Source organism: Microbacterium sp., assembly GCF_047607465.1.
Lineage (GTDB): Bacteria > Actinomycetota > Actinomycetes > Actinomycetales > Microbacteriaceae > Microbacterium.
The window spans coordinates 1-19,285 of sequence record NZ_JASGCY010000024.1 but is presented as its reverse complement, the minus strand read 5'-3'; the positions used below and the strand labels follow the sequence as shown (position 1 = coordinate 19,285).

Annotated in this window: 18 protein-coding genes and 1 pseudogene; 6 read left to right on the top strand and 13 right to left on the bottom strand. The window is 69.8% G+C overall.

The genetic code is table 11. From position 1 onward, the window contains the following. Positions 1 to 152 precede the first annotated feature (152 nt). A complete protein-coding gene (locus QM568_RS02655; protein WP_415135540.1) occupies positions 153 to 1,502 on the bottom strand; it encodes a DUF222 domain-containing protein in 1,350 nt (449 codons plus the stop codon). Positions 1,503 to 2,485: 983 nt separating this feature from the next. Here QM568_RS02655 and QM568_RS02650 point away from each other — a divergent pair. From QM568_RS02650 to QM568_RS02640, 3 genes are read left to right on the top strand one after another with little or no spacing between them, the layout of a single operon-like run. Continuing rightward, positions 2,486 to 3,022: a GNAT family N-acetyltransferase gene (locus QM568_RS02650; protein WP_415135538.1), complete on the top strand. Its 537-nt coding sequence runs from the start codon at positions 2,486 to 2,488 to the stop codon at positions 3,020 to 3,022. Beyond that, positions 3,019 to 3,726 (top strand): nicotinamide riboside transporter PnuC, encoded by a 708-nt coding sequence (gene pnuC / locus QM568_RS02645; protein ID WP_415135536.1) that lies wholly within the window; start codon positions 3,019 to 3,021, stop codon positions 3,724 to 3,726. The genes QM568_RS02650 and pnuC overlap by 4 nt, the downstream gene beginning before the upstream one ends. A gap of 33 nt (positions 3,727 to 3,759) precedes the next feature. Further along, positions 3,760 to 3,978: an RNA-binding S4 domain-containing protein gene (locus QM568_RS02640; RefSeq protein WP_415135534.1), complete on the top strand. Its 219-nt coding sequence runs from the start codon at positions 3,760 to 3,762 to the stop codon at positions 3,976 to 3,978. Positions 3,979 to 4,189: 211 nt separating this feature from the next. On the opposite strand, the gene QM568_RS02635 is transcribed toward QM568_RS02640, so the two are convergent. Next, positions 4,190 to 4,762 carry a hypothetical protein gene (locus tag QM568_RS02635; protein ID WP_415135532.1) on the bottom strand — a complete coding sequence of 191 codons (573 nt, stop codon included), beginning with the start codon at positions 4,760 to 4,762 and terminating at the stop codon, positions 4,190 to 4,192. Between the two features lie 82 nt (positions 4,763 to 4,844). Further along, entirely contained in the window at positions 4,845 to 5,507 is a 663-nt protein-coding gene (locus QM568_RS02630) for a TetR/AcrR family transcriptional regulator (RefSeq protein ID WP_415135530.1), read from the bottom strand. A 63-nt stretch (positions 5,508 to 5,570) separates the two neighbouring features. Between QM568_RS02630 and QM568_RS02625 the strand changes: the two genes are divergently transcribed. Next, positions 5,571 to 6,149, top strand: a complete 579-nt coding sequence (locus QM568_RS02625) for a DUF4386 domain-containing protein (RefSeq protein WP_415135528.1) — start codon at positions 5,571 to 5,573, stop codon at positions 6,147 to 6,149. Positions 6,150 to 6,158: 9 nt separating this feature from the next. Here the strand turns inward: QM568_RS02625 and QM568_RS02620 are convergent, their stop codons facing one another. The 7 genes from QM568_RS02620 to QM568_RS02590 all read right to left on the bottom strand — a co-directional run bounded on the left by QM568_RS02620 (position 6,159) and on the right by QM568_RS02590 (position 13,275). Next, positions 6,159 to 6,470, bottom strand: coding sequence for a SelT/SelW/SelH family protein (locus QM568_RS02620; RefSeq protein ID WP_415135542.1), 312 nt, complete (start codon positions 6,468 to 6,470; stop codon positions 6,159 to 6,161). Between the two features lie 62 nt (positions 6,471 to 6,532). Continuing rightward, positions 6,533 to 7,615, bottom strand: a complete 1,083-nt coding sequence (locus QM568_RS02615) for an LLM class flavin-dependent oxidoreductase (RefSeq protein ID WP_415135526.1) — start codon at positions 7,613 to 7,615, stop codon at positions 6,533 to 6,535. A gap of 39 nt (positions 7,616 to 7,654) precedes the next feature. Next, on the bottom strand, positions 7,655 to 8,392 hold the full coding sequence (locus QM568_RS02610; RefSeq protein ID WP_415135524.1) for an amino acid ABC transporter ATP-binding protein: 738 nt from the start codon (positions 8,390 to 8,392) through the stop codon (positions 7,655 to 7,657). Continuing rightward, positions 8,389 to 9,255, bottom strand: a complete 867-nt coding sequence (locus QM568_RS02605) for an amino acid ABC transporter permease (RefSeq protein ID WP_415135522.1) — start codon at positions 9,253 to 9,255, stop codon at positions 8,389 to 8,391. The genes QM568_RS02610 and QM568_RS02605 overlap by 4 nt, the downstream gene beginning before the upstream one ends. Beyond that, a complete protein-coding gene (locus tag QM568_RS02600) occupies positions 9,252 to 10,097 on the bottom strand; it encodes an ABC transporter substrate-binding protein (RefSeq protein ID WP_415135520.1) in 846 nt (281 codons plus the stop codon). The genes QM568_RS02605 and QM568_RS02600 overlap by 4 nt, the downstream gene beginning before the upstream one ends. A 32-nt stretch (positions 10,098 to 10,129) precedes the next feature. Continuing rightward, on the bottom strand, positions 10,130 to 11,896 hold the full coding sequence (locus QM568_RS02595; protein WP_415135518.1) for a cupin domain-containing protein: 1,767 nt from the start codon (positions 11,894 to 11,896) through the stop codon (positions 10,130 to 10,132). Further along, complete coding sequence (locus QM568_RS02590) at positions 11,893 to 13,275, bottom strand: adenosylhomocysteinase (protein WP_415135516.1); 1,383 nt, start codon at positions 13,273 to 13,275, stop codon at positions 11,893 to 11,895. The genes QM568_RS02595 and QM568_RS02590 overlap by 4 nt, the downstream gene beginning before the upstream one ends. Before the next feature lie 230 nt (positions 13,276 to 13,505). Between QM568_RS02590 and QM568_RS02585 the strand changes: the two genes are divergently transcribed. Next, entirely contained in the window at positions 13,506 to 14,222 is a 717-nt protein-coding gene (locus QM568_RS02585; protein ID WP_415135514.1) for a hypothetical protein, read from the top strand. Between the two features lie 211 nt (positions 14,223 to 14,433). On the opposite strand, the gene QM568_RS02580 is transcribed toward QM568_RS02585, so the two are convergent. Then, positions 14,434 to 15,387 (bottom strand): ATP-grasp domain-containing protein, encoded by a 954-nt coding sequence (locus tag QM568_RS02580; protein WP_415135512.1) that lies wholly within the window; start codon positions 15,385 to 15,387, stop codon positions 14,434 to 14,436. Between the two features lie 334 nt (positions 15,388 to 15,721). Between QM568_RS02580 and QM568_RS02575 the strand changes: the two genes are divergently transcribed. After that, positions 15,722 to 17,020 (top strand): acyl-CoA dehydrogenase family protein, encoded by a 1,299-nt coding sequence (locus tag QM568_RS02575; RefSeq protein ID WP_415135510.1) that lies wholly within the window; start codon positions 15,722 to 15,724, stop codon positions 17,018 to 17,020. A gap of 24 nt (positions 17,021 to 17,044) precedes the next feature. Here QM568_RS02575 and QM568_RS02570 read toward each other — a convergent pair. Both QM568_RS02570 and QM568_RS02565 read right to left on the bottom strand, forming a co-directional pair. Then, positions 17,045 to 18,321, bottom strand: a pseudogene (locus QM568_RS02570) (LLM class flavin-dependent oxidoreductase). Next, positions 18,318 to 19,154 carry a hypothetical protein gene (locus tag QM568_RS02565; protein WP_415135508.1) on the bottom strand — a complete coding sequence of 279 codons (837 nt, stop codon included), beginning with the start codon at positions 19,152 to 19,154 and terminating at the stop codon, positions 18,318 to 18,320. Before QM568_RS02565 ends, QM568_RS02570 begins: the two are co-directional and overlap by 4 nt. Between the last annotated feature and the right edge of the window lie 131 nt (positions 19,155 to 19,285).

Genomic DNA, 19,285 nt, shown 5'->3' with positions numbered 1-19,285 from the left:
ACTCCATCATCCATCGCGACCAGCGCGACCGAGGAACTCAAACTCATCGAAACAGGTAATCCTTCAACTCGCCCTGCGGGCGGACTTGCTACGAACCGGTGGACTCACCCAACCCTGACACGCAGGGCAGGACGAACGCAAGACAGGACCACTCAGGCCGCGATGTCATAGCGCGCTCTTCCACCGAGGCGCGGGGTGCGCAACGGATCGACGTGAGGTGGAGGAATGATCCACACTCGCGCGGACACCCCCGTGCCGTCGACCTCGATATCCCACCCGTTCTCGTGGATGCGATGATGACAGCTCTCACACAGCAGAACCCCGTTCGACAGGTCGGTGGGTCCGGCATCCCTCGCCCACCATCGCAGATGATGGGCCTTCGTCATCTGCGGAGGAAGCGCGCACATCACGCAGCCGCCGTCGCGCTCGACGAGCGCGAGCCGCTGTGCCCGCGTGAAGAGCCGCTTCTCCCGTCCCCAGTCGAGGATCTCGCCGTCTGATGCGAGCACGGCCGCGATCACTCCCCCACCGGCCGCCAACCTGCGGCAGGCATTGATGCTGATCGGCTGATCCGTGCCGTCGATCCTCGCCGATCCTGCGCCCGAGACGAGCTCATCGTGGTTGACGCGGACGACGACCGTCGCACCCGGCATCGGCAAGCCCCCGTTATCGCACCCGGCGACGTGACTGCAGATGTCGACGAGGGCGTCGGCCTGGACCATCGCCACCGACCGGTGGTCCGCATCGAGAGCCTGCGGATCGAGAGCGTCGCGTCGCGCGCGGAACGTCGCCGAGACGTGCGCCTGAATCGCCGCCTTCACCGCTGCCCCCGACGCGGCGTCCGTGCGGAAGTTCACGTGCAGAGCGCCGTTGCGCTCGAACATCGTCAACGATCTCTGACCGCGCACCTCGTCTTCACGCGGCGCGACGCCGTCAGGATCGAGCCAGGCTTCGGCTCGCGCGATGAGCTTGCGCACCTCATCGAGCGAGAGCCCCGGCGCCCGCTCGACGAGAAGCCGCTCGGCCTCGCTCACTCGTTCGGTGCCGGCTTTGAACCCGACGCGATCGAGAAGCCCGACGATGGCCGCCGCAGCCTCCATGCCCAGGACGCCCTCGGCAAGTGCCCGCTGAATCTCCGGATACTTCGGCGGAAGCGGTTCACCGAGCAGATTCGTACGCGGCGCCGTGGCTTCGCCGACATTGATCAGACGTGCCGCATCGCCTGTCGAACTGCCACTTGCCGCCGCGATCATCGCCGACGCGGTGCGGAAACCCTGCTCTTTCGCAAGGCCACCCGAGCCGAGCTCCACTCTCGATTCATGGGCAATGGCGGCCGCCAGTTCGGCGCGAAGACCGCCGAGAAGGCGCTGCAGCACTGCCATCGCTTCACTGGCCTGCACGAGTTGCGCGCGCGTCAGCGCCGCCGCGGATTCAGCGCACGCCCACGCCTCATCGACGCGAGCGACTGCCGCGTGGAAGGAATCGAGAAGTGGGGTTGCCATGGCTTCAGCTTAGAACATATATTCGTACCCGTGAAGACCTATCTCGAACTTTTCTTCGATTACATTCGGCTCGCCTTCCGAGCTCTCCGTCGTCAATCCGAGGCGCCCGCGCCGACGAGCCGGCGCAGCGCTCGGCGATGGCTGCGGTGTGCGTCCAGGGCTTCTCCGGCACCTCTACGCGTCCGTGAGCGAACGCTCACGACACAGCTTCCGCCTCGCCCGCCGTCGGTCGGACGGTGGGCACGGAGATCATCCGCCCACCACCTGCTCGTCGCAGGATCAGCGATGACGTGCGCTGTGCTCGGCTGCCCCCGGCGTCAGGGAGCACGATCTCCCCCTCCTCCCAGCGGATCTTCTCCTCCCAGCGGATCTTCTCCTCCCAGCGGATCTTCTCCTCCCAGCGGATCGTCGCCGCCGATCGTCGCCGTCACCGACAAGTCCCGCACGGCCGGCGTGCGAAGCCGCACCGCCAGGTCGCTGGTCGCGACCTGCACGACCGTGTCGACGTCGATACCGGCGATGCATTGCGCGTCCGCTCTGTGAAAGGACGCCCCCTGATAGAGACAACCCCCGTGTGGAAGGAGACGGGCCCTATCTGAAAGAAGACAGCCCCTGAAATGAAGGGAGGCAGCGCCTGAAAGGAGACACCCACTGAAAGGAGACAGCCACTGAGAGAAGACATCCGCTGAGAGGAGACGACAGCATCGGCTACGGGCTCCTCGATGCTTCGGATCACCGGGACTGCATCGGTGCTGCCGACGCTCGGATCGGCACCGATCCTTCTGACGGCCTGGCGGGCACCGACCCTGCAACGACCGGGCCGGCACCGATCCTGCCGACAGCCCTTCCGGCACCGCTGTTCCTCGCGCCGTCGAGCGTGGAGATGCACCGGCATCCGCTCCCCTGCTAACGTCGGGCTCGCGCACCCGAAGCGCAGAGGAGACGCCGTGCACACCGCAGAACCTGCGCCATCCAGGGAACCCGTGACGATCCGCGACGCCGAGACGGCCGATCTCGCGTCCATCACGGCGATCTACAACCATGCGGTGGAGCACACCACCGCCATCTGGAACGAGGCGCTCGTCGACGTCCACGAGCGCGCCGGTTGGCTCACGCAGCGGCGCGCCGAGGGCTTCCCCGTGATCGTGGCCGTCGACGGGTCAGACGACCTCCTCGGCTACGCGTCGTACGGTCCGTGGCGTGCATTCAGCGGCTTTCGACGCACCGTCGAGAACTCCGTGTACGTGCGCGACGGCGAGCACGGACGCGGCATCGGAACAGCGCTCATGACCGCGCTCATCTCTCGGGCCCGCGAAGCCGGCCTGCACGTCATCGTCGCAGCGATCGAGAGCGGGAACACCGGTTCGATCGCGCTGCACGAGCGGCTCGGCTTCACCGAGACCGGACGCCTCCCCCAGGTGGGCGAGAAGTTCGGGCGCTGGCTCGACCTCTCCCTCCTCCAGCTCGTCCTCGACGACAGCCCGGCTCCGGGCCCCGCGCCCGGCGCCCCCTCCGCATGAGCGTCTTCACCTGGCTCGTCGACCTCTTCAACTCCCATTGGATGCTCCCGGGCGGACAGACGCTGCTCATCCGCGAGGTCGTCGGCAACGTCTTCGGCCTCGCGAGCGCGCTGGGCGGCATGCGCCGAAGGGTGTGGGCGTGGCCGGTCGGCATCGTCGGCAATCTGCTGCTGCTGACCGTCTTCCTCGGCACCATCCTCAACCCCGATCACGAGCTGCCGAACCTGCTCGGCCAGGCGGGACGCCAGGTGATGTTCATCACCGTCGCGATCTACGGCTGGGTGCGCTGGCGCCGAGCCCGCGACGACGGCGGACAGGTCACGCCGCGCTGGGCGCCCTGGGGTGCGAGGATCGGCATCGTGCTCGTCCTCGTGATCGGCACGATCGCGCTGACGCCCCTTTTCCGGGCGCTCGGCTCCTGGGAGCCCGTGTGGGCGGATGCCTGGACCTTCGTCGGATCGCTGCTGGCCACCTACGGCATGGCCAAGGGCTGGACGGAGTTCTGGCTCGTCTGGATCGCGGTCGACATCGTCGGCGTGCCACTGCTGTTCAGCTCGGGGTTCTACGCGACTGGCTTCATGTACCTCTTCTACGGCGTGTTCACAGCGGTCGGCTTCGTGGTCTGGATCCGCGCGCAAGCGCACGAGAAGCCTCAGGTCGACACGCTCATGCCCGACCCGCGGCCGCAGAATCCGCGGAGCTGACGGCGCTCCGCTGCACCCGGATACCATTCAAGGATGAGCACGATCGACGACGTCTCCATCGGCGGCGACATGATCCGCCTCGGTCAGTTCCTCAAGTTCTCGGGACTCATCGACACCGGCGGCGACGCGAAGGAGGCCATCATCGACGGCTTCGTGAGCGTCAACGGCGAAGAGGAGCGCCGCCGCGGACGCCAGTTGCACGACGGCGACCTCGTCACATTCGCCGGGCGCACCGCACGCGTCACACGGTGAGCACCCCACGCGTCGCACGGTGAGCACCGATGCGCCTGCCGATCCGCCACGGACGCAGGACGCCGCCTCCGAGGCAGCCTCCACCCCCAGCGCAGACCTCGGCTCCCAGAGCAGACCCGGGCCAGCCGTCGGGATGCCGGGAACGGAGATCGGGAACAGATGCCAGGAACAGATGCCGGGAACGGATGCCGGGACGCCGGCACGGCGGCGGTCACTGCGCCGGCAGGCATCCGCCGTCCATGATGTAGCCGCCCGCCTCGATGCGCAGCGCTTCCGCTGAGACCTCGCCGAACACGCACCCGCCCTCGGGGCCGTACGCGGCGAAGGCCACCACCCGCTCGTCGCCGCGTGCCTGCGCATCGGCGAGACCCGCGTCCTCCAGTGCGGCCTCGACGGCATCCGCGGTCACGCCGTTACCCGCGCGCAGCGCGTCGAGCGCGGGCGAGACCTCGGCGATCGCGCGCTCAGCGGCCTCCCGTTCGCCGTCGGACAGGTCCATCCGCTGACGGTAGACGTCGTTCTGCGCCATCGCGTGATCGGGGTCGTAGGGCACGCAGTCGGGCGGCGGCTCGACGCCCTCGATGAGCGGGCACGCCGCCGTCGGACTCGTGCTCGGCGCCGGCACCCCCGCACCCGCCGCCCCCGCACTCGGCACCCCGGCACCGGGCGACGCCCCGGCGGACGCGCCGACGGCCGTCGTCGCGCATCCAACCAGCGACAACGGAACGACGAGCGCCACGGCGACCAGCATCGCCCGCAGGCGTTCCCCCCGGCATCCGGTCATGCCATTCCTCGAATCACAGGAAGCGGATGCGGCAAAGCCTCCGCGCAGAGGAGTCTTTGCCGCATTGACATGACGACGGCGATCACCCCGGCATCCACCCCGCGGCCCGCCGGCGCTCGAGACCGTCGAGCAGCAGGTCGAGCGCGAAACGGAACTCGGCGTCGTCGTCGCAGGACGAGCCGGCGTGCGACGCCGTGGTCGCCATCCGCACGATCGCCGGGAACGCCGACTGGAACGCGGCGAGCGCCGCGTCGCGCGCGGCCGGATCGTCCGGCACCGCAGGGGTGGGCATGACGTCGCGGGTGAACCCCCACATGCGCGTGCTCAGCGCATGCATGCCGTGGTGGACGAGGTCGGCCGAGAGGCCCCCGGCGAACATGATCTCCATGAGGGAGTCCATGTAGCCGAGCACGACGGGACTCGCGAGCGTGCGCGTCTCGATCGCGTCCTGCGCCCAGGGGTGCACGCCCAGCGCGGCACGGGCGGCGATGATCCGCGCCGTCAGCGCGGTCTGCCAGTGCTCGCTGGAGGCGGATGCCGGAGGGAGTGCGCCCACGAGCCGGTCGACCATGCCATCGATGAGATCCTCCCGCGAGCCGACGTGCTTGTAGAGCGCCATCGGCGTGACCTCGAGCCGGTCCGCGAGCCGGCGCATGGTCGTCGCGTCGAGGCCGTCGTCATCGGCCAGCGCGATCGCCGCATCGATCACCCGCAGACGGTCGAGCGGGGTGCGGGAGGTTGACATGTATACAGCGTAGACCTAATCTCGAAGGTAAGAGGTATACGCCGTATACCCAGAGAGGCACCCATGAACAGCACCCCTCGCACGTACGCTCGCGCCGCCGGCATCCTGTACCTGACCACCCACGTCACCTCGGTCACCGCCGTCATCGCCTACGGGAACGGGCTCCCCCGCCTCGGCGTGCTCCTGGAGTTCGGCCTGGCGATCGGATGCCTGGGCACCGGCATCCTGCTCTGGATCCTGCTGCGCGAGCGGGGGCCGGCGCACGCCGCGGCATTCGCGCTGCTGCGCACCCTCGAAGCGGCGACGATCCTCGCGGGCGCGCTGCCGATGCTCGCCATGGCGATGGACGGCTCGGCAGACCTGGAGCGCCTGCACACGGCGGCGTTCCTCCTCGGTCAGGGGCTCGTGATCAGCGTCAACACGATCGTGCTCGGATGGCTGCTGCTCGGCTCGCGCGCCGTGCCGCGCCCGCTCGCCGTGCTCGGCATCGCCGGCGGGACGATCGTGCTCGCGAGCAACACGGCGCAGCTGCTCGGCGCGATCCCGCTGAACGGCACCATCGCCGGGCTCTGCGCCGTGCCCGTGTTCGCCTTCGAGATCTGGTTCGCGGTGCAGCTGATCGTGCGGGGCGTGCGCTCCTGATCGCCCCGATCAGGCGTCCGCTGCCCGCGCCGCCGCACGATCGGCGTGCCCCAGCGCCCGATCGGGGGCGATGACGTCGCGCACCCGCCGCTTGAGCTCGACGATGTCGGGGAAGCCACCGTCTTCCGCTCGCGACCAGATCCGCTCGCCGTCGGCATGCACCTCGAAGATTCCGCCCGTGCCAGGCACGAGGGTCGCCCCGCCGTCGCGCAGCTCCTCCTGGAAGGTGCTGAGCAGCTCCTGCGCGACCCATGCCGCGCGGAGCATCCAGGAGCACTGCGTGCAGTAGACGATGCGGATGCTGTGGGCCATGACCGTCAGCGTAGCCTCCCGCCCGCGGCGACGAGCCGACCAGCCTGCCGCGGACACAGCCGGGGGCGCCCTCAGGCGGCGAACGGGCCTTCGGCCTCGCCGACGAGGCCGAGCGCGCGCAGACGAGGCATGACCTCGTCGCACAGCAGTTCGACGGAGCGCCACGACCCCACCGGAAACGCGATGAACCCGTCGAGTGCGCGCGCCCGAGCGCGCTCGACGATGGCCGCCACGGCGTCATCCGCCGTGCCCACCACCGACCAGTGCGGTCCGGTCCCGCGGCGCCCCAGCGCGAGCGGATAGGTGTCGCGCTCGATCGCCTCCGCCTCGGCGGGGGTATCGGCCAGCAGCAGCGAGATGCCGGGCAGCAGCAGCGGAGCATCCGTCCGCCCTGCGGCCCTCGCCACCTCCCTGATCGCCGCGCGCTGGGCGACGCCCGATTCGGCCTCGATCGCCGACGCGAACATCGCGTCGGCACGGCGCCCGGCGAGCGCGATCGTCGCCTCTCCTCCGCCCGCCACCATCAACGGCAGCGGCCTCGGCGTCGGCACAGGCAGCGGGAGCGGGCCCGCGACCCGGAAGTTCTCGCCGCTGTGCGCACTCGGACGGATGCGCTCCTGATCGACGAGCACCCCGGCGTCGCGATCGAAGCGCATCGCCGCCATCGGGAACCCTGACCGCAACGACTCGACCACGTCGATGAGCTCTCCGGCTCGCCGCCAGCGAGCATCCGAATCGGGCAGCCGCTCGATCGAGAAGTGCTCGTCGCCCGACCGCGATGTCACCACGTTCCAGCCGATGCGCCCCGGCGCCAGGTGCTCGAGCGACACGAGCTGCCGGGCGAGCGGATACGGCTCGGTGAACGTCGCCGAGATCGTGACGACGATACCGATGCGCCGGGTGGCGCCCGCCAGCTGCGCCGCCTGCACGATCGGGTCGAGGCCGAGGTGGGCGGGGTCGCGGCCGATCGTCTCGAGCGGCAGGGTGAGCGCGTCGGGGCGGAAGGCGATGTCGAACCCGGCGGCCTCGGCGCGCAGCACGGCGTCGATGATGGGCCCGCCCGAGAGCAGCTCCTCGACCCGCGAATCGGCGCGGCGCCATGCCTGAGCACGCATCCAGGTCGGCGCGATCGAGAATCCGGCCAGCAGCGTCATGCGATCTCCTCAGCCTGCGGGGTGGGCGCTGCCACCACCCTATGACCGCACGCGCGCGAGGAACTCGACGGTCGCCGGATGCTGCGGGGCGTCGAAGATCTGCTCCGGCGGCCCCTGCTCGACGAGCACGCCCTCTTTGAGGAACACGACGCGGTCGGCGACCTCGCGCGCGAAGGACATCTCGTGGGTGGCCATGACGATCGTGGTGCCTCGGCGCTTCAGCTCGCGCACGAGGTCGAGAACCTCGCCGACGAGCTGCGGATCGAGCGCACTGGTGATCTCGTCGAGCAGCAGCACCTCCGGTTCGGTGAGCACGGCCCGCACGATCGCGACGCGCTGCTGCTGACCGCCCGAGAGCCGGTCGGGGTACTCTCCCGCCTTCGCCGCGAGGCCGAGGGTCTCGAGCAGCGCGAGCCCGCGCGCCCGCGCCTCGGGCACCCGCCACCCGTGCACCTTGCGCGCCGCGAGGGTGACGTTGTCGAGCACGGTGAGGTGCGGGAAGAGGTTGAAGTGCTGGAAGACGACGCCGATGCGGGCGCGGATGCCGTCGGCATCCGCCCTGGGGTCGGTGATGTCCTCGTCGCGGAGGAAGATCTGTCCGTCGTCGACCCGCTCGATGAGGTTCATGGTCTTCAGCAGCGTCGACTTGCCCGACCCGGATGCGCCGATCAGCACGACGACCTCGTGCTCGGCCACCGCGAGGTCGAGGCCGCGCAACACGTCGTGGTCGCCGAAGCGCTTGCGCACCCCGCGGGCCTCGATAACAGGGGTGCTCATACGACTCCTCCGGCCTGCTCGCGCCTGTTCAGCCGCGCCGTGACAGCGTCGGTGAACCTGATCATCGGCCAACTGAGGGCGATGAAGAACAGTCCGGCCACGACGTAGGGCGTGTAGTTGTAGGTGTCAGCGACTTGCAGCTGGGCCGCGCGCACGGCGTCGATCACGCCGAGCACCGAGATGAGGCCGACGTCCTTCTGCATCGAGACGAAGTCGTTCATGAGCGCGGGCACGACCTTGCGCACACCCTGCGGGATCACGACGATCCGCAGCGTCTGCGCATGGCTGAGACCGAGCGAGCGGGCGGCCACCCGCTGCGAGGGGTGCACGGCCTCCATACCGGCGCGCAGCACCTCGGCGACGTAGGCCGAGTAGGTGACGACGATCGCGATGGTTCCCCAGAACGCCGGGGGCATGCGGGGGAAGATCATCAGGGCCGGGATGCCGTAGCCGATCAGGTACAGCACGATCAGCAACGGGATGCCGCGGAAGAAGTCGGTGTACGCCGCGGCGAGCGCGCGCAGCGGGAAGAACACCGGGCCGCGCAGCGACCGCAGGGTGGCCAGCAGCGTGCCGAGGACCGCGACGCCGACGGCGGCGACGACCAGCACGAGCAGGTTCGTGAGCAGGCCCTGGAACACCGGGCCGACGCTCTGCAGCGCGATCTCCGGGTTGAAGTAGGTCTGCCGCACGACCTCCCAGCCGGGGGTGTTCACGACGACGATCCCGACGACCACGACCAGCACGACGCTGCTGAGGAACGCGATCAGCACGGACCGGGTGGTCGCCCGGCGCCGCAGAGCGCGGCGCGACAGCTCGAGCTCGCTCGGCTGCCACGCCGTCTCTGCGGTGAGGTTCGTCATTGCAGGACGGGTACGTCAACGGCGTCGCTGAGCCACTCCTGCACCAGCGCGTCGAGGGTGCCGTCCGCCCGAAGGGCATCGACGGCGTCGGAGACCGCCGAGGTGAGAGCGGAGTCCTTCGGCAGCACGAAGGCGAACTCGTCGCCGCCGTCGGAGCCCTCGAACTGACCGGTGACGGTGGAGTCGTCGACCACGGCCGCGGTGAGGTAGAACGCACCGGGGAGGTCTGTGACGAGCGCGTCGATCTGGCCGGACTGCAGGGCGAGCACGACGTCATCGACCGTGTTGAACACGCTCAGGTTCGCATCTCCCAGCTGCTCCTCGGCGACCGTGTAGCTCGTGGTGCCTGCGGCGACGCCGACCTTGGCGTCCTTGAGCTCGGCGAGAGTGGTGGCCGATGCCGCATCCGAGTCGTTCAGGGCCACCACGGCCTGCGTGGTCGTGTAGTACGGCGACGAGAAGTCGACGGCCTTCTTGCGCTCATCGGTCACCGAGAACTGCTGGATGTTCACGTCCCAGTCCTTGGGTCCTGGCGCGATGGCGGCGTCGAAGCCGGTGCGCACCCAGACGATGTCGTCGGCGTCGAAGCCGAGCTCTGCGGCGACCGCGTTCGCGACGGCGCCTTCGAAGCCCTTGCCGTTGGACGGGTCGTCGTCGACGAACCAGGGCTCGTAATCGGGCTCGCCGGTGGCGATGGTGAGCTTGCCCGCGGTGACGGTCTGCAGCTCCCCGTCGGCTGCGGCGGACGTGGAGGCGGCGGGAGTGCCCGCGCAGGCGGCGAGCGAGAGGGCGGCGACGGCCGCGGCGGCGGCGGCCGCGACGCGGCGAAGGGTACGGGACACGGGCTGCTCCTGAGAAGTGTTCGGTTGCCGGCTCACGAAGGGTCGATCGGGTTCTGATCAAGAGTAGGCGAGGAGGCGAGCCGCCAATCGGCGAAGTCGAAACCTGGGGACACGAAGCACGACACGAGCACCTCGCTGTCGTCGAGCGGGCGGGCCGCCTGCCAGACCCCCGCGGGGACCAGCGCCTGCGCGGCATCCGTTCCGTTGAGCACGATCGTACTCGCCTCTCCCGGTTCGGCGCCGTCGCCCCCGAGGCTCAGCTCGAGCCGTCCAGGGCCGTGCCAGAGCCAGAGCTCGTCGCTCGTGACGACGTGCCACTGGCTGCGCTCGCCCGGCTGGAGCAGGTAATGGATGCAGGTGCCGGCTGGTCTCGGCCCGCCCGGCGTCTCGACGGCGATCGGGCTCGTCCAGGTGCGGCGGAACCAACCGCCCTCCGGGTGAGGAGCGAGGTCGAGCCGCTCGGCGGTCGGCGGGCGCCCCCCGGTTCCTGAGCGAGGAGCGGAGCGACGAGACGAAGGGCGCTCACCACCCGGGAAATCCTCGCGCGCCCAGCGCACCTCGCCGGAGACGATCGTGGCCACCGCCCGCCCTGCCCCCGCTTCGACGAGCTCGGCGAGCGCATCGGGCCCGGCCGGCACGTCGAAGAACGTGAGATCGGCGAGGGCGCCGACGGCGAGGTATCCGGTGCGATCGGGGCCGACGTCGATGCCCATGGCGTGAGCGCCGCCGACGGTCGCGGCCCCGAGGAGCCTGGCGTGCAGATCGCGGTCGGTGTAGCCCTGCGAGCGGGCGATGCGGGCGAGCTCGGCGACGTCGGCGAGCACGTCGAGCGAGGGGCTCGACGACAGCGAGTCTGTACCGACGGCGATCGGGCTGCCCTCGCGCAGGTACGCGGCGATGGGCGGCTCCTCCAGTCCGATCACGGCGTTCGAGCGGGGGCAGAGGGCGACGGTGGTGCGGCGTTCGCGCAGGATCGCCCGGTCGCGAGCGGTCATGTAGACGCCGTGCGCGATGTGGCAGTCGGGGCCCAGAACGCCGAGCTGGTCGACGAACTCGGTGGCGCTGGTGCCGAACCCGGCGCTGCGCAGCTCCTGGAAGCTCCCAAGCCCCGCGGTGTGCCAGGCCTGCGGATGCTCGTGCGCGAACTCGCTTTCGAAGGCGGCTTCGCCAAGGTGGATGTGAATGCGCCCGCCGCGCTCGCGCACGATGTCGGGGATCTCCAGCAGCGGCTCGATGTCGAGCGAGTAGGGGGCGTGCGGGGAGAGCCCGGTGCCCGGTGGGGTCGGCAGGGCGTCCAGCGCCCGCTCGACCTGCGTGCGTCCGGTGCGAGCCCAGTCGGCGTTGGTCCAGCTCATCACCTCCCAGTAGGTGATGCCGTGCAGCCGCGCATCGTGCAGCGCCGAGGCGGCGTCGACATCGGTGACGACGTCGGCGAGGGCTGTGGTGCCGCTTCTCACCGCCAGATCGGCGCCTGCTGCAGCATCCGCTCTCCAGTCCCTGCCCGCCTCGTAGACCGGGTCGAATGCCCGCACCCAGTCGTCGAAGCCGGCGTACTGACCGCGGCCGACCTCGGCCATGCCCGTGTACTGCAGGTGGGTGTGGGCGTTCACGAGGCCGGGTGTGAGGATGCCTGGCCAGTGCACTTCGTCGTGCGCGACGCCGCGTTCGGCGAGGGAGCGCAGCACCCAGCTGCGCTCCCCGACGTGCATGATGCGTCCGTCTCGCACGGCGACGGCGCCGTCGACGATGGGCGGGGCGGTGACGGGGACGACGAGGCCGGCGGAGTAGACGGTGGTCATGAGGATGCTCCGAGGTAGCGGCGGGAGCGCCATTCGTCCTGCGCGTCCTGCTGCTCGCGGCTGCGGGTGTCGATGCGTGCACCACGGGCCGCGAGGGCGGCCCGTGCGATGGCGTCATCGGCCTCGGCGGCGAGCGGATGCAGGCCGGCGGCGAGCCCTGCGCTGAGCAGCTGCTCGACGGCGCCGAGCTGCACGGCGAAGGAGAGGTCCATGATCTCGATCGGGTTCCCCTCGCCTGCGGCGAGATTGACGCCGTTGCCACGGGCGATGACGAGCGCCCCGTGCTCCGAGCGGTCGAGGTGCGGGGCGCCTGTGGGAGTGAGGACCGAGTCGTCGACCTCGCCGGGGACGCCGCCGGCGACCGCGACGATCTTCGCTGTTTGCAGTGCGTCTGCGGTGATGGTGTGCGCAGCTCCGGTCGCCGAGATGACGAGTGAGCCTGGTGCGATCTCGGCGAGCGGGGCGGAGCGGAGCCCGTCGTGCACGGCCTTGAGGGCCCGGACCGGGTCGGTCTCGGCGATGGCGATCTCGGCACCGAACGCGCGCAGGTGCGCGGCGACGCCCTCGCCGACGGGCCCGTAGCCGATGACGACGGCTGGTTGGTCCCTGAGGCCGATGCCCGCCGCATCGAGCACGTCGGCGATCGCGAAGACGCACGATTGCCCTGTGCCGTAGCGGTTGTCGAACGAGGTCTTCATGGCGGCGTCGTTGACGGCGATCACGGGGATGCGCAGGAGCCCGCGCTGGTGCATGAGCCGCAGCGGCGCGAGCCCGCTCGTGGTCTCCTCCGCAGCGCCCCGCAGGCTTTCAGCGAGCCCTTCTTCGTGGGCGAGCCGGATGAGGTGCGAACCGTCGTCGAGCAGCAGGTCGAAGCCGCGACGGAGGAAGGCCACGGCGGCGGCGCGCTCTGCGGCCCCGCCCAGCCCGGGATCGCCGTCGACGGGGATGCCCCGTTCGCGCAGCACTCCGGCGACCTCGACATCGATCTCGTCGGGGTGCGCGTAGACGGCGACGTCGGCGCCGGCATCGCGCAGCAGCAGAGCGAGCTGGGCGGTCTTCGGTTCGAGCACCATCGCGATGCCGATGCGGATGCCGCGCACGGTGCCTTCTTCGCGCAGGCGTGCCGCGATGAGCGTCGACACGGGCATGTGGGCCCCGGCGGCGGCCACCCGCTCCGCCGCGGTGCGGCGCTGCGCGGGTTGATCGATGCGGTCGACACCGGAGCGGAGATGCCCACCGAGCGCAGTGATCAGCTCCCGGAGTTCTACGGCCACCGCATCCGATCCGACCACGTCGAAGCCGCGACCCGCGATCATGAGGTTCGTCTCGCGCGCGAAGCGGCGAACAAGGCGCTCGGCGGTCGTGCGGGGCTCTGTCACCGCTCAATCGTATTGCCGCAGCCTCTGCGGCCACCGCAGGATCGGTCGGGGCGCGGGACGCGCCTACGCCGAGGTTCGGTAAACGCACTCACCCGTGATCGCGCGCGTCCACGCGGTTTCAGTCCACTGCGGTTCAGTTCGTGCAGGCAGAACAAAGCCCCGCGGTGCCTAACTAGCCGAGGCTAGACAGAGGACGGTTCCCGCGGGGCGATGTACCTAGGATAGCAGGCGTGTCCGAACCACCGCGCTCGCTCGATGCCGTACCGGCGGAGCGGTGGTTGAGTGCGCCACGCTACCGGCGCTACCTCGCGGTGGCGGGCGGAGACCATGTCCTGGCGATGGAGACCTACCTGTGGAACTCGCGTGTCGCCGCTGCCGGGATCGTGGACGTCGGGCACCTCGAAATCGCTGTCCGCAACGCCTACGACCGTGAGTTGTCGCGGCGCTTCCCCGATTGGGCGATCAACGCGCAGTCGCCGTTGTTCCGGTTGGAGCAGGGCGTGCAGCGTGCCCGCGCCCGCCAGCATCGCCGGAACCAGGCGAGCCTGGGCCGGATCGCGGACGCGAAGCGGGGGCTGAGTTCGGCACCGACGCACGCGGAGGTCGTGGCGGCGTTGACGTTCGGGTTCTGGTCGAATCTCACGGTCGCGGAGCGGACGCCGACGATCTGGAACCCGATGCTGCATCGGGCATTTCCCAAAGGTACGGCGCGGGCGCGGGTGCATGATCTGGTTGCGCGCGTGGTGAAGTTCCGCAACCGGCTCGCGCACAATGAGCCGGTGTTCTCCACGCGCACCGGCTTGGAGGATCGGCTCACCGAGGTGCAGGAGCTGTTCGAGCTGATCGACCCGGACGCTTACGCCTATGTTGTCGACCACTCAACCCTCGATGCTGCTATCGCTTCCTGCCCGATACCGGGTTTGACCAGTGCGAGCGGCCTGCGCTGAACGCTCACCGGCCGAGCCCTGGCCCGTCGCGGTGGTGGCCGTCGCGGTGCGGGTCGCGTTCGGTCGGCCCGCTGTCTAGCCGTTCCCGCCCGGCGTGCGCGACGAGCGGTACCGTAGCCTGCTCCTGATCGGTCTGATATTGCCGATCGTGGCCCATCTCCGACCCACCTTCCTGCTCGTGTGAGAGGTAGGTGTGCATACGGAACCTGGGCTACGCCGAGACCAGCTCCTGCGCTGCGAGCAGCCGCCCGAGCATACGTGCGATCTCGCCGGGACCCGAACGCGGTGCGACCGCCTCGACATCGGGGTTGTAGTTCGTGTTCGTGTTCACGTCGTAGGTGACGAGGCGGCCGTCGAAGGTCTCCGCGAACTCGATGCCGGCGATCCGGATGCCGGCGCTGCGCAGGAACGCCCTGTGCTGTTCGACGAGCGGATGCTCCGCCGTGATCTCCGCTCGCAGCTGGAACAGCGGCGGCGCCGGAGTGCCGTCCTCGCCGTCGACGGCGCATGCCTCCGCCGGGCACAGCTCGAAGCTGCCCGCACTCGTGTCCACCCGCACGGCGTAGACGAGCTCCTGATCGACGTACTCCGCGCGGGTGATGAACGGCTCGCGCGCCCAGAGATGCTCCTGAATCAGGGTGATCCCGTCGGGGGACGGCTCGAAGTCCGATCCGACGACCCACTCCGCGAACTCCTCGTGGGAGTCCCAGCGGCGCACCCCCAGTCCCTTGCCGCCCTGGTTGTGCTTGCTGATGAACGGGGCGGAGAACTCCCGCGCCCGCACAGGGAGCTCGGCGGTGCCGAAGACCGCAACCGTCTTGGGCACGTCGACTCCTGCGGCACGCAGCGCCGCATGCTGGGCGACCTTGCTCACCTCGAACTCGAGCACGGCGCTGCCGTTGACGACCTCACGCCCCCACGACTCCAGCCAGCGCAGCACCGCGCGCCCGTATTCCTTCGATCCCGCATGGTCGCGCGTATGCGCCGACGCGGACAGCCGCGACCAGAACACACCCTGCGGCGGCTCCGCGTCGAGGTCGATGGAGCCGCCGGTGAGCAGCCACTGCTCGGCAGGAACCCCCGCGGCCTCGAAGGCGGACTGGAAGGGCGGCCACCATTCGGCGTTCTCGTGGATGACGTAGACCTTCGGCTGCTCACTGGACATAGGGTCAACCTAGTCGGGCGGATCCGGATCGGGGCGGCCTATGACACACCACGAAATCCGCGGTAACAACGGTTCGGATTGCGGTGTCGACCACCGCGCGATCCGCAGCCGGTACGGGGCTGGGCGCGCGCGGGAGCCGTGTGCGGATCATGTCGAACCATGAAAGAAAATGTCAGATCAGGGCACAGTTTCCTGCGGTTGCGATTCTTTACCGGAGATGTCCTCGTGAAACCTCGGACAACCGCTCGACGGCGCGCACGGACAAGCGCGGATAGTGTTCCTGCGAATCCACCGACGCGGCGTCCCCGCCCGTGTCGCATCGAAGGGAACCCTGATGACCGACCTGCTCTCCGCACCCGCCGATCCGGTGACGACCGCGCAGACCGCGGCGCCGTCCCGACGAGCCGCACTGGATGAACTGGTCGAGGAACGCGGTTCCGGCGAACTGGCACGACTGCGTTCGCGTTTCGCCGCCGCGTTCGAGATCCTGCGTCGCGATGCGGTCGGCGCCGACCGCACGGGGTCCGTGCAGCACGAGGGCGTGCGTGCGCTCGTGGACAGCGGGTTCACCCGCCTTCGCGTGCCCGAGTCCGCCGGCGGCATCGATGTTCCCCTGATGGACGCGTTCGCGCTCCTCACCGATCTCGGCGCAGCGGACCCGGGTGTCGCCAATGCGCTGCGAGGGCACTTCAGCTTCATCGAGATCCTGCGCCACCAGCCGGGGATCGACCCCCACGTGCGCGAGCACTGGCTGAGCGAGATCGTCGCCGGGCGCATCTTCGGCAATGCCCAGACGGCGCCCCCCGGCGCCGAACCGACGACCGTTCGACAGTCGGATGCCGGCGACTGGCTCATCACGGGGAGCAAGTACTACTCGAGCGGATCCCTGTACGCGGACTACATCCGCGCCTCGGGCGAGGACGAGTCGGGGCGGCCGGTGTGGGCGATCGTGCCGACAGCGCAGGAACGGGTGCGGCGCGAGCCCGACTGGCGGGGATTCGGTCAGCGCACATCGGCGAGCGGCAGCACGGTGTTCTCCGACGCCGTCGTGCATCCGCTCGGTCTCGTGCCGATCGACCGCGGCGTGGCACAGCATCAGAGCTATGTGCAGCTGTACCACCTGGCCACCCTCACCGGCATCGTCCGCGAGGTCCTCGATGAGGCGATCACCGTGAACGTGATCCGCCCACCGCGGAGGCAGTCCTTCGGCGACCATGCGCTGGATGTCGTCGGCTCGCTGTACGCCTCCTACGTCACCGCTCAAGCCCTGCTGCGCACGTCGGCTGACGTGCTGCACTCGGCGAACACCCGGTTCCTGGCCGATGGCGACCGGGCCTCGTACGAACGGCTCAGCGTCTACACGATCGCCAGCCAGGTGACGGTGATCGAGACGGCGCTGGAGGCCACCAGCCGGCTGTTCGACGCGGCGGGGGCGAGTCTCGCCGAAACCGCGCGGGGTCTGGACCGGCACTGGCGCAATGCGCGCACGATCGCCTCGCGCAATCCGGTCGCCGTCAAGCCCCGCCTGATCGGCGAGCATCTGGTCAACGGACGCTTCTACGTGAGCCCGTTCGCGCCGTTCGACGCCGAGGGCCGTCTCGCCGACTCCGCAGCCATCGGCGCCGGAGAGTAGTCGGGCGGCCCGCTGCGGCGCGGATCAGCCGACGCCGACGGGCGCCGCGCCGATCGCCTCGCGGAGGGTCGAGTGCGTGTACTCGCGCTTGTGGATGCCCTTGCGCTGCAGCAGCGGCACCACCTCGTCGGCGAAGGTGATCAGGCCGTCGGGGAAATGGTCGATCATCAGGTTGAAGCCGTCGGCGGCCCGCGAGCGGAACCAGAGCTCGATGTCGTCGGCGATCTGCTCCGGCGTGCCGACGATGATGCGCGCGCCGAATCCTCCGAAGTCGCGCAGGATCTCGCGGACGCTCTGGTCGCGGCGCTCCTGGATCCAGTCGAGAAAGGTGAGCCGATAGCCCGCCGACGTCGGATGGTCGTCGGGATTCCACGGCTTGTCGAGGATCTCGGCCGGGATCGGCTGGTCGATGTCGAGGGTCCTCGCGTCGTGAGCGATGACGTTGCTCAGCGAGCCGAGCGCGTATCCGTCGGGTGCGCGCGACTCGAACTCGTCGAAGCGTCGACGGGCTTCCTCCACGGTGCTGCCGATCACGAGCGACAGCCCAGGCGTGACCTTCGGAAGTCCCGGTGCGCGGTCGTACGCTGCGGCGCGACGCTGAAGATCGGCATAGTTCTCGATGGCGCGGCGCAGAGTGAGCTCGACCGTGAACACTCCCTCCGCGTGACGCGCGGCGAGATCGCGCCCCTGGTCGCTGCCGCCCGCCTGGAACAGCACCGGGGTCCCCTGCCGGGAGGGCGTGAGCGCCGTCACCCCTCGAAGCGGAAGTGCTCGCCCTCGAAGCGGTAGCGGCCGTCATCCGCTGCCGCAGACCACACCGCTTTCACCGCATCGACGAACTCGGCGGCCTGACGATACCTGGTGGCCCGATCGGGGTTGGCGTCGAGGCCGAAGTTGCCGGCGACGTTCGGGTTGTACGTGGTGACGATGTTCCAGCCGAGCCGCCCGCGGCTGGCGACGTCCGTGCCGAGCAGACGCTCCGCCAGCTCCACCGGGTCGTTGTACGTGGACGACGCCGACGCGATCACGCCGATGTGCTCGGTGGCCGCCGTGATCAACGCGGCCAGGGTGATCGGTTCGATCTGGCTGCCGGGGCGGGGGTTCGGATTGTGCAATGCCGGCTGATCGGCGAAGAAGACGGCGTCGAGCAGGCCGCGTTCGGCGGCCTTCGCCGACGCGATCCAATGCGCGGGGCTGATGAGAGCGTCGGCGTCGTGGTCACCGAACTGCCAGGCGGCCGGACGCTGGCCGAATCCCTGCAGATTCACATTGAGGGTGAGCAGGTCGGTACGGTCGGTCATGATGCGGCTCCGAAGGCGAGTGGTCTGTCTGACAGGTCGTAGGTGCGCCACGGCAGTCCGAGTCGATCGCGCAGCGAGCCACCAACGACTTCGGGAGCATCGACCACGGAGAGCAGGGCCTGCAGCGTTGCGAGGTCGGTGATCTCGACGTGGGCGAGCGCGGCGCCGGGCGTTCCCGGAGACGCGGCGAGCGCAGGGCGGCCCTCCTCGGGGCTGCGCCGCCAACGCTCCACGAGCTCCGCGTCGTCGATGATCACGACATCGACGAGTCCGTGCGCCGCGTCGAGCTCGACGGCATCCGTGACGTGCCACAGCGACACCGGTTCGCCCTGACGGCTCGTCGGCGAGTTCAGGGCTCCGGCGACCCGGTAGTGCGCCCCCTCGTGCGCGACACGGCGGATGCCGTCGGTCGTCGCGTACACGCCCTGGTCCCTGTCGGCGAGCAGCGTCGCCACCGGCCACGAGTTCCACAGCGCCCGGATGACGTCGATCCGTTCGGCGGTGCGTGCGGTGCCGCCGGCGGGCCCTCGGAAGACGACCCCGCTGCGTGCGCCGGTGAGGTGGTCGAGGGACAGGAACCGGCGGGCGGCGTTGTACGGCGCATCCCGTTCGCCGTCGCTGGTGACGAGCACCGCGAGCTGAGGCACCTGCACGGCGAGAACGGTCGCCGTGGCGACCGGATCGAGGTGCAGCGGTCGTCCCTCCGCGCCGATGATCAGGGCGCCGATGCGGTCGGCGAACCGTCGCAGCGCATCGATCGTCGCGGCATCCCCGTCGCGCAGAAGCGCCGGAAGCTCGCCGCGTGCGGCGAGCAGGATCGGTGGGCGTGGCATGGGTTCTCCGTAAGTTGTTAAGCGGCCCGGGAGGGCCGGATGTGGCTGATGGCTTCTTGTCTCAAGTGGCTCCGAAGGAGTGGCCGTCCGGTTCTCCGGGGCACCCTGACTGCTGATTGAGATGCGCGTTT